Annotated in this window: 2 protein-coding genes and 1 pseudogene; 2 read left to right on the top strand and 1 reads right to left on the bottom strand. The window is 67.6% G+C overall.

The features are described from left to right. Positions 1-221, bottom strand: a pseudogene (locus ACWDSL_RS52815) (integrase core domain-containing protein); the annotation flags it as partial. A gap of 842 nt (positions 222-1,063) precedes the next feature. Between ACWDSL_RS52815 and ACWDSL_RS52820 the strand changes: the two are divergent. Beyond that, positions 1,064-1,921, top strand: a complete 858-nt coding sequence (locus ACWDSL_RS52820) for a hypothetical protein (protein WP_450496847.1) — start codon at positions 1,064-1,066, stop codon at positions 1,919-1,921. 162 nt (positions 1,922-2,083) lie between these two features. Next, a partial coding sequence (locus tag ACWDSL_RS52825) for an IS3 family transposase (RefSeq protein ID WP_450496849.1) occupies positions 2,084-2,988 on the top strand: 905 nt, incomplete at its 3' end.

Here is a 2,988-nt window from a genome sequence, read left to right on the forward strand (position 1 = left end):
ATCTTGAGCCAGTGGCGCCGGGGTATCAGCCCGGACAGGGCGGCGAACCAGAACCGGTCGGCAGGCTCATAGCGGACCGGTCCGGCCAACTGGCGGCGCAGGACCGCGTTCTCGTGCCGCAGCACCAGCAGCTCCGCCTCCTTCGCCGTCCCGCGACGCAGGAGCACCGATGGAACAGTCAGCAGCTTCCGGGTCACCTCGTACAACAAGGACACGATCACGGAGGACATGATCCCAGCGGACTGACCGCATCCCGCGCACCTGCGGCGATGACTTTTCGAGCGGCACACGTCAAACTCCGCCGCGTCATCATCGCCCACCGTTTTCGCGTCCCACGCCCTCACCAGGCAACACCCCAAGAAATCCAGGCTGTCCTCACCGCCTGGGCCGCCGCCGGAACATGACCACCCAGAACCGCGAAACACGAGGGACTCGCCCCACACTCGGTCCACCAGCACATCCGTCGGTACCGCTTTCCCTACGTCGACGAGCAACGTCGCCAGCACGTGTCGTTGTCGCGCGTGTCCGGTGGGACACCGACGCCTCGTTCTGCCACACCGCGATGGGGCCCAGCGCCCCGAACCGTACCTCCATCCCCGTCCCCATACGGTTGATCATTTGACCAGTGGTTCTACCTGTCGCTGAACCAGCTGGTTCAGCTCGATTCCAGACGGTCCCAAGGTTTCCGCAAGGTGGCCTCGACACGGTGGGACACTCAGCGACCAAGCAGCACCGACGGTTGGGTCCGGAGCGGTGCGCGATTTTCCAGATCACGTGTTATCCAGTGCAGCAGGAGCAGCGGGCCGACGTCCCGTCGGCGGGGGCATGCGGCGGACTTGTCGCGAGCCGCGCGCAGCGGGGTGGGCGGGCCCAACGGGGAGGCCGTCTCGTGGCAGATCTACTCGATGGAAGCCAGGTTCGGGAACCGGGCGATGAGATGGAGGCCGTACCTGCCTCCATCACCGAAGCCCGGCCCAGCTCCGTGCCGATCGAAGCCTTACGACTCGGTGAGTCACCGAGGTTGGTCGAGCCCGACCGGCAGCACGTCGAGACTCTGGCCCAGATGGATGAGCCGCTGCCGCCGATTCTGGTCCATTGGCCCTCGATGAAGGTCGTGGACGGCGCCCACCGCCTCCTCGCTGCCCATCTCCGCGACCAACAGGCCATTGAGGTCCGTTATGTGGAGGGCGACCCGGAATCGGTCTTCGTCGCCGCGGTCAAGGCCAACAGCGCACACGGCCTGCCACTGACACTCGCGGACCGTACGGCGGCAGCCGCTCGAATCGTCTGCTCGTACCCGGCCTGGTCAAACCGGGTGATCGCGGGCATCACCGCTCTGGCCGCGTCCACGGTGGGTGCGATCCGCGAGCGGGAATCCGCGGGAGAGCAACTTGGCAGCCGGGTCGGCCGGGACGGGCGGGTACGCCCGCTCAGCACGGCCGCTGCTCGTCAGCTGGCCGGTACGCTGCTCACCGAGCAGCCGGGTGCCTCGTTGCGGGAGATCGCCACGGCGGTCGGGCTGGCACCGGCCACCGTGCGCGACGTCCGGGAGCGGATGAAGCGTGGCCAGGGTCCCGTACCCGCGAAGGAGCTGGCGAAGGCGACGGGCGGCCGTGGGACCACGGCGGCCGTGACGGGGAAGGTCGTGGCGAGCCGCCGACTCCCCGGGTGGGACGGCCGGGACGTCGCCCAGCCGCTCCAGATCGTCGAACGACTTCGCCGGGATCCGTCGCTGCGATTCAACGAGGCTCGCCGTGAGCTGCTGCGGTGGCTGGGCTCGCATGCCACCGGCATCGCCGAGTGGCAAGGCTTCGCGAAACAAGTACCGCCGCACGCGACGGTCGCGGTGGCCGCCTTCGCCCGGGCCTGCGCCCGGAACTGGATCTCGTTCGCGGAGGAGTTGGAACGACGCTCGGCCTGACCTGGCTCAGGGGGTGTTCAACTGCTCGGAACGAACAGTTGAACACCCGCGCCCGGCAGGGGGCCGACGGAGTTCAGGCCATGCCTGAAGGGTGTCTTTATTGCTGTACGGTGGTTGACCTGGGGCTTTGCGATCGCTCAAGTATGGGCATGATCAGTGATCGTGGGTCTGCGACTGCTCTACCTGATCTTCTGCCGACTACTGGGCTGCCTCCTCCTGCTGGGCCGATCGACCGCCGCGAACAACGCCGAGATCCTCGTGCTTCGCCATGAGGTCGCTGTGCTGCGCCGACAGATCGAGCGTCCGCGGCTCTCATGGGCTGATCGTGCCGTGCTCTCCGCTCTCGCACGGCACCTGCCACCCGTCTTACGGCGCCACCGGCTGGTCACCCCGGGCACACTGCTGACCTGGCACCGCCGTCTGGTGCGCTGGAAATGGCGCCAGACGGCGTTCAGATCCGGTCGGCCACCATTGCCGGAAGCAACAGTCGCGCTCATCCAGCGCCTGGCGCGAGAGAACCCGACCTGGGGATACGTCAGAATCCAAGGCGAACTCCGACGGCTTGGCCACCGGGTCGCCGCCGGCACGATCCGGCGCGTCCTGCGCCGCTCCGGTCTGCCACCCGCACCGCAGCGCGCCTCCCAGCAGACCTGGCGCTCCTTCCTCCGCGCCCAGGCCCACACGTTGCTCGCCTGCGACTTCATGCACGTGGAGACCGTCTTCCTCAAACGTCTCTACGTCTTCTTCGTCATGGAGATCGCCACCCGGCGCGTCCATGTCCTGGGTGTCACCGCCCGTCCCACCGGCGCATGGGTCGCCCAACTCGCCCGCAACCTGCTCATGGACCTCGGCGACAGGGCTGGGTGCTTCCGGTTCCTGATCCGTGACCGGGACAGTAAGTTCACCGCCGCGTTCGATTCCGTCTTCGCCGGCAACGGCACAGCCGTCATCCCGACTCCGCCGCAAAGCCCCCGGTCCAACGCGTTCGCCGAACGATGGATACGCACAGCCCGCGCAGAGTGCACCGACAGAATCCTCATCACCGGCGAACGACACCTCCGTGCCGT

It is taken from the genome of Streptomyces sp. NPDC000941, assembly GCF_053599555.1.